The sequence below is a fragment of the Devosia sp. genome (assembly GCF_040509215.1).
Classification (GTDB): Bacteria; Pseudomonadota; Alphaproteobacteria; order Rhizobiales; family Devosiaceae; genus Devosia.
Window position 1 is genome coordinate 1 of record NZ_JBEVLL010000029.1, and the last position, 7,314, is coordinate 7,314.

Below are 7,314 nucleotides of genomic sequence, written 5' to 3' on the forward strand. Positions count from 1 at the left end.
CAGCAGCGTTCCGCCGAGGCAATAGCCGGCTGCGTGAATTTTTTGTCCGCCAGCAACGTTGCTCACTGCGTCGATCGCGGCCATCACGCCCAGACGGCGATAATCTTCGAAGCTCGTATCGCGATCCTCGGCCCCCGGGTTACGCCAGGAAACCATGAACACGGTGAAGCCTTGATCAGTGAGATACTTAACCAACGAGTTTTCCGGCCTGAGATCCAGGATGTAAAATTTCATGATCCAGGCGGGAATGATGAGGACTGGCTCGGGATGTACTTCCGGTGTCGTCGGCGCATATTGGATGAGTTCAATCAGGTGATTGCGAAAGATAACTTTTCCGGGCGTGACTGCGATCGTTTCGCCGACCTTGAAATTTTCGACGCCTTCTGGCCCCTCCCGGTTTCGAAGCCGATCAAGATCTTCAAAAAAATTCCATAGACCACGAACGAGATTCGATCCCGTTTCTGCCCGAGTACGGACGAGGACATCCGGGTTGGTCAGCGGAAAATTCGTCGGAGCAAAGACGTCGAGCGTCTGTCTCGTAATGAAGTCGAGACGCTCGGCATTCTGCCTTTCCACCCCGCGCACGCCTGTAACCGCGGAATGCCACCACTCCTCCCAGAGAAGAAACGATTGGGCATAGAGGTTGAAGGGAAACTCATTCCAGCGCTCGGAGCGAAAGCGTTTGTCATTCGCCCGTGACAGAACGCATGGAGCCGCATCAGGCCCCGACAACGCCGCAGCTTTTGCATAGTCCGCCAACCGAGTCCATTGATGAACAGCTTCGCCAAAAAGCTCGAGTTGACGCCCCGGAGAGGTTGCCAAGTGAATGGCCCAATCGAAGTAAGCATTGGCGCACGCTGCGGGAGATACGCCAGCCGTCGTTCGCGCCAGCAGATAGTGCAAATAGCGGTCCAGTTTTTGATAGAATGCATCTTGATCGTAGGCACGCACCCCTTCTGCGGCGCCATCGTCAGATTTGGTCGTGCGCTCGCCTGCGTGAACGCAGCGCAAATCAGGGCCTAACTCAAATGCGCCGTCCTCTACTTTGGTCAGCACGGCATCTTTTCCAGACTGATCCTCAACCACAATATCGAATAGAGACGTCCAGCACCGTTGGAATTGACCAAAGTCAAAAAGGCCTCGACGAGGCATTCAGGGTTGATCCAGATCAGCCGCTGGTCGATCGTACCAGCTAAGAAAGTCGTAGGTGGGCGCGCGCGACTAGCGAGGAAAAGGATGACCATACGAAACCTCGCTCACCTGATGGCTCCAGAATCAGTCGCATTGATTGGCGCCAGCTCGAAGCCAGGCTCGGTGGGGCTAACGGTGATGCGCAATCTATTAGCAGGAAGCTTTGCTGGCGAGGTCCGCCTGGTTAATCCAAATCACTCCGAACTCGAGGGCCGCCACTGCTACGGCTCGGTGAATGACCTCCCCGAGGCGCCTGGCGCGGCGATCGTCGCTGCGCCACCCGCCGCGGTGCCTGGCATTATCGCCGACCTCGGCCGCAAAGGAACACGCGCTGCTGTCGTGCTGACGGCGGGCCTCGGTCCAAGGTCGAAGGAGATGCTCGAGGCGGCTCGTCCCTTCTGCCTGCGCATCCTCGGACCGAACTGCATCGGACTTATGGTTCCACGGATAGGTCTCAAGGCGAGCTTCGCACATCGCGCTCCGCTAACCGGTGATCTCGCTTTCGTATCTCAATCTGGTGCGCTGATTACGGCAGTTATCGACTGGGCAGCCGCTCGTGAAATCGGCTTCTCGCACGTGGTGTCGCTCGGAGAAATGGCAGACATCGACCTTGGCGATATGCTCGACTATCTCGCGACCGACGGGTCGAGCCGCGCCATTCTGCTCTACGTCGAAGCCGTTACCCACGCGTCCAAGTTTCTTTCTGCCGCCCGCCGTGCTGCGAGACTGAAGCCCGTCGTCGTCGTCAAGAGCGGGCGCCACACTGGGGGAGCCCGCGCCGCTCTTTCGCATACCGGCGCATTGGCTGGATCAGATGCCTCCTATGATGCAGCGTTCCGCCGTTCGGGTTTGCTGCGGGTCAGAACGCTCGACGAACTTTTCGCGGCCGCCGAAATCCTCGCCCACGCACCAAAGCTCGCCGGCGAACGACTGGCAATCCTGACGAACGGCGGCGGAGCCGGCGTCCTCGCAGCCGACGAATTGCAGGATGCCAATGGCGTTCTGGCAACGCTCGATGCGAAGACGACGTCGGCGCTCGACAAGGTCCTTCCGCCAATTTGGTCGCACGGCAATCCCGTCGACATCATCGGCGACGCCACTGCAAAGCGGTACACCGACGCGCTTCACGAGCTTCTCCAAGATCCGCAGTCCGATGCCGTTCTCGTTCTGCACTGTCCGACCGCGACCATATCGGCACGCGATGCAGCGACTGCAGTGATCAACGAGATTGACCTGAGCCGCCGTGACGGCAAGGGGGCAGCGAAGCCCGTCATCACGTGTTGGCTCGGCGAGGCTGTTGCAAAGGAACCGCGCGAGCTATTCACAGCAAACGATATCCCGACCTTCGCGACGACGTCGGAAGCAGTCACCGGCTTCATGCAGTTGGTCGACTATGCGCGAGCTCAAAACGAGCTGATGCAGACACCGCCCGTCGCCGCAGACGAGCGGACGTACCGTACGGAAGACGCGGATAGGGAAATTCAGCGTATCCTCAGAGCCGGGCGAACCGTAGCGTCAGCACTCGAAACGAAGGCGATACTCGCTGCCTACGGTATTTCAACCAACAAGGCCGTATTCGCAAGGGACTCCGTCGAGGTCCGCTCCATCGCCTCCAACGTGCTGGAACAGGCGCAGGCTTGCGCACTCAAGATCGTCTCCCCCGAAATCTCGCACAAATCCGATGTCGGCGGTGTACGCCTCGGCCTCGAGAGCGCCTCATCCGCGGAACAGGCGGCCGTGGAAATGCTTGCGCACGTGAAGACCAAGCTGCCAAACGCGCGCATCGATGGATTTACCGTTGAGCCTATGGTCAGCAGACCAAATGCACTCGAACTCATCGTCGGTATGAGCGTCGATCAGACATTTGGCCCGATGATGTTGTTCGGCGCCGGCGGCGTCGCCGTTGAAGTCATTGGCGACAGTGCCCTGGCCTTGCCGCCGCTCGATACCCTTCTCGCCCGCCAGATGATCACCGAGACTCGCATCTCTCGCTTGCTGGCCGGATATCGCGACCGGCCCGCGACCGACGTTCACGCAGTCGCGGATGTGCTGGTACGCGTGAGCGACCTCATTATACGTCACCCTGAAATCCGCGAATTGGATATCAATCCGCTGTTGGCTGACGAGCACGGCGTGATCGCGATCGATGCCCGTCTCAAGCTTGCTGATGAGCGGATCAGCCCAAGACAGGAACTCGCTATCCGGCCCTATCCCTCGGAGTTGCAAAAGGCGATCGCGGTTGACGGCATTGGCGAGATCACACTGCGTCCGGTCCGGCCAGACGACGAACCGCGTTACGGACCATTTTTCGCGCGCATATCACCGGACGACATCCGCCTACGTTTCTTCACGGGCCGGAGCGCGTTTCCTCACTCGTTCTTGGCCAAGCTGACCCAGATCGACTACGCAAGAGAAATGGCATTTGTTGCGATAAAGAAAGACTCTGGCGAGCTGCTCGGTGTCTCACGCCTCATTCTGGAACCTGACCGGACCCGAGGTGAATTCGGTGTGCTCATCAGATCCGATCTGCATAGCCAAGGTCTTGGCCGGCACCTCATGAACGCGCTGATGAGCTACGCGCGTTCCGAAGGGGTGACGGAGGTATTTGGACTTGTCCACGTCGACAACCGGCAGATGCTCACGATGGCAGACGAACTCGGCTTCGAGTTGCGCATGGTCCCGGACGATCCCTCTGTTCGCGAAGTTGTCTGGTTGCCCCAAGGCGACACGGCTCATGCGAGCCCGTCTTAGACAGTCTAGAAATCGATATTCATCTCTCTGTTTCCGCCAGCGGACTGTGCGGCCTTAAAATTCCGTACGCGTCACCACTAGTGGCAAAGCGGGAGGCATCGGGCTGCCGGGATCCATAGAAAAGGCCCCTCGGGCGCCTAGGAGGCCTGAGGGATCTGATAGACCGGCCGCGGAGAGCCGTATGGTCAGTCAACATCGTGCCCGCCCCGAAGTTTCGTTTCTGCTCTGACCATCTTGCCGCGTCAGCACCGCGGAACAACTACGGCGAATTACTATTGTAACCTGATGTTCCCACGCTCCAAGTCGGTCACGTGGTATACCCAGGCGGCTCTTTGGACCATCGAGGCATCGAGTTCGACGTTAAGGAAATGGCTGGAAGCCCGGTTCAATGGCGCTGGATTGTCTATCGCAGGCAGCCTTACGGTAGGGTCGCGCTAGGGGAAATGATCGGAACCAGGGATGAGGCGATCGCTCTGTGCAAGATCGAGATCGACTGTGGTTTCGATCTGATGCACAAACGGAATCGTTGATTTTTACGCTCACGTCTCAACCGCCCAGGGCTCATGAGGCGGTTGCATTCGGCAAATTAGCGGGGCGTGTCACCCACAGACGATTTCAGGTTCACGCGCCGAGAAAGTTCCTCGGCGCTTTCTTTCCGTTCGCTGTAGCGGTCCACGAGGTAGTCCGCGCGGTCGCGAGTGAGCAGCGTGAACTTTACCAGCTCCTCCATGACGTCAACCACGCGGTCGTAGTAGGCGGACGGCCTCATGCGCCCGTCGTCGTCGAATTCGTTGAAGGCCTTGGCGACAGAGGACTGGTTGGGAATGGTGATCATTCGCATCCAGCGGCCGAGCACCCGCATCTGGTTCAAGGCGTTGAAGGACTGAGAGCCGCCGCTGACCTGCATCACCGCTAGCGTCTTGCCCTGGGTCGGGCGGACAGCGCCGGTGGACAACGGAATCCAGTCGATCAGCGACTTCATCACTCCGCTCATCGCGCCGTGGCGTTCCGGCGAGCACCAGACCTGACCCTCCGACCAGGCCGCAAGCTCGCGCAACTCTTGCACCTTGGGGTGGGTCTCTGCCGCGTCATCCGGCAGCGGCAGGCCATGTGGGTCGTAGATCCTGGTCTCGGCGCCGAAGTGCTCCAGAAGTCGCGCGGCTTCCATGGCGAGGAAGCGGCTATAGGACCGCGCGCGCAGCGAGCCATATAGCAGCAGGATGCGCGGCTTATGCGCGGCTGTCGCCGCCAGCTTGTCGCCAGCCGGAATGTGCAGGTGCTCGGGGGCGACGTTGTGAAGCTCGGTCGTACCGTTCTTGCTCATCGGGCTTTCTTCCTTGCCGGCACCACTTCGCCGTCTTCCTTCGTGAAGTCGCCGATGTCAGTGTTGGAGAGAAGATCCAACACCACCTCGGACGGCCGGCACAGCTTCACGCCAAGCGGCGTCACAACGATCGGCCGGTTGATAAGGATGGGGTGCTCCATCATCGAATCGATCAGCTCATCATCGGTCTTCTTGACATTGCCCAGATCAAGCTCGGCGTAGGGCGTGCCCTTCTGCCGGAGCAGTTCGCGCGGACGGATGCCCATGCGCGTCAGCAGGTCCACTAGGGTTGCGCGCGACGGCGGCGTCTTCAGGTACTCTATGACCTCAGGTTCCTCGCCGCTTTGGCGGATCATCGCCAACGTGTTCCGCGACGTGCCGCAGGCGGGGTTATGATAGATAATGATGGTCAAGATTTACTCCGCGCACACAGTCTTAATTTGCTTCTGAAGCGCGGGCCGAAACAACCAGCCCGCCAACAGCATGGCGATCAACGCGCCGACCAGCTGCGCGATGATGAAAGGCACGACGTCCGTCATGCGAATACCAGCGAAGGTGTCGGAGAATGCGCGGGCGATGGTGACGGCTGGATTGGCGAACGAGGTTGACGCCGTGAACCAGTACGCGGCGGTTATGTAAAGCCCCACGTTGACGGCCACCGACTTGGGCCTTGCCTGCAGCGTGCCGAGGATGGTGAACAGCAGGCCGAAGGTGGCGACGCCCTCCGCAAACCATTGGCCCGTGCCCGTCCTCATTTTGGTCGCCACCTGTACCAGCGGCAGGTCGAACATCATGTGCGCAGCGGCGACCCCGACAAGGCCGCCGCAGATCTGCGCCATAACGTAGAAGAGAGTGAGCCGGGAGCTGCTCTCGCCCCGCAGCCAAAACACCCCTGAAACGGCTGGATTGAAATGTGCACCGGAAACAGGCCCGAACACCGTGATCAACACCACGAGAATGGCGCCCGTGGGCAACGTATTGCCGAGCAGCGCCAGCGCGTCGTTTCCGGCCGAAAGCTTAGCGCTCATGATGCCGGAACCGATCACGGTGGCCAATAACAGCGCCGTGCCGAGAAACTCGGCCGCGACGCGTTGGGCAACGGTATAAGGTGCCACAGGCTCAGGCCTTCTCGCGGGTGCTGTCGACTTTGGAGCGTCCGATGTCGTCGAGCTGCCTCTGCAGGCTCAGTTCATCCAGCGATGACAGCGGCAGGCTGGTGAAGATGCTGATCCGGTTGTTGAGCATGCGGTAGGTGTCGGCAAAGGCGAGCGCCCGTTCCACGTCCGTGCCCTGGACTCCGACGGGGTCGGGGACTCCCCAATGAGCCGTCATCGGCTGTCCCGGCCAGAATGGGCAGACCTCGTTGGCGGCGTTGTCACAAACCGTGAAAACGAAATCCAACTCCGGCGCACCCGGCGCGGTGAACTCTTCCCAAGACTTCGACCGCATGGTGCTGGTGTCGTAGTTGAGCCTGTTGAGCAGGTTGATGGTCAGCGGATGGACTTCGCCCTTGGGCATGCTGCCTGCGCTGTAGCCTTTGAATTTGCCTACGCCGACGCGGTTGATGATGGCCTCGCCAATGATGGAGCGGGCGGAATTCCCTGTGCAGAGAAAGAGCACGTTGTAGGGTCGGTCTCGCTTCATTTCGTTTCTCCCTTACACAGCTTGCGCGCTTTTTTGATTGTCGAACCGCAAAGCTCCGGGTTGCCCTGGCAGCAGTCCTCGGTAAGAAAGCTCAGGAGCTGCCGCATCCCCTCGAAGTGAACCGCGTATCGGATGTAACGCCCCACACGCGTGGCATGGATGAGTCCGGCGCGGTCCAACTCCTTGAGATGAAAGGATGCACCCGTCGGTGTGGCGCCAACTGCGCCGGCAATGTCACCAGCGGGCAGGCCGTTGGGGCCCTCCCGCACCAGCAGGCGGAAGATGGCGAGCCGCTGGTCATGGGCCAGCGCGGCAAGGCGGGTCACGGCGTCTTTGCTATTCATGATCAAATATTACAAGGATTATTGAATTATGCAAGCCGAGGGTGCCGATCCAAAAGCCGG

Annotated in this window: 7 protein-coding genes; 1 reads left to right on the forward strand and 6 read right to left on the reverse strand. The window is 59.8% G+C overall.

Annotated elements, in window-relative coordinates; genetic code table 11:
• Window positions 1-1,056, reverse strand: a 1,056-nt coding sequence (locus tag ABW043_RS01305; RefSeq protein WP_353919439.1) for a PHA/PHB synthase family protein, incomplete at its 3' end; no start/stop codon positions are given.
• A 180-nt stretch (window positions 1,057-1,236) separates the two neighbouring features.
• On the opposite strand from ABW043_RS01305, the gene ABW043_RS01310 reads away from it, so the two are divergent.
• A complete protein-coding gene (locus ABW043_RS01310) occupies window positions 1,237-3,942 on the forward strand; it encodes a bifunctional acetate--CoA ligase family protein/GNAT family N-acetyltransferase (RefSeq protein WP_353919440.1) in 2,706 nt (901 codons plus the stop codon).
• A gap of 586 nt (window positions 3,943-4,528) precedes the next feature.
• Here the strand turns inward: ABW043_RS01310 and arsH are convergent.
• Genes arsH through ABW043_RS01335 form a run of 5 tightly spaced genes read right to left on the reverse strand, consistent with a single transcriptional unit; the run spans window position 4,529 to window position 7,254 of the window.
• The gene (arsH, locus tag ABW043_RS01315) at window positions 4,529-5,266 is read right to left on the reverse strand and encodes an arsenical resistance protein ArsH (protein ID WP_353919441.1); all 738 of its coding nucleotides are present in this window, start codon (window positions 5,264-5,266) and stop codon (window positions 4,529-4,531) included.
• Window positions 5,263-5,679, reverse strand: coding sequence for an arsenate reductase (glutaredoxin) (gene arsC / locus ABW043_RS01320; RefSeq protein ID WP_353919442.1), 417 nt, complete (start codon window positions 5,677-5,679; stop codon window positions 5,263-5,265). Before arsC ends, arsH begins: the two co-directional genes overlap by 4 nt.
• Window positions 5,680-5,682: 3 nt before the next feature.
• The gene (locus tag ABW043_RS01325) at window positions 5,683-6,381 is read right to left on the reverse strand and encodes an aquaporin (protein ID WP_353919443.1); all 699 of its coding nucleotides are present in this window, start codon (window positions 6,379-6,381) and stop codon (window positions 5,683-5,685) included.
• Window positions 6,382-6,385: 4 nt separating this feature from the next.
• A complete protein-coding gene (locus tag ABW043_RS01330; protein WP_353919444.1) occupies window positions 6,386-6,910 on the reverse strand; it encodes an arsenate reductase ArsC in 525 nt (174 codons plus the stop codon).
• Window positions 6,907-7,254 (reverse strand): ArsR/SmtB family transcription factor, encoded by a 348-nt coding sequence (locus ABW043_RS01335; protein WP_353919445.1) that lies wholly within the window; start codon window positions 7,252-7,254, stop codon window positions 6,907-6,909. The genes ABW043_RS01330 and ABW043_RS01335 overlap by 4 nt, the downstream gene beginning before the upstream one ends.
• Window positions 7,255-7,314 lie beyond the last annotated feature (60 nt).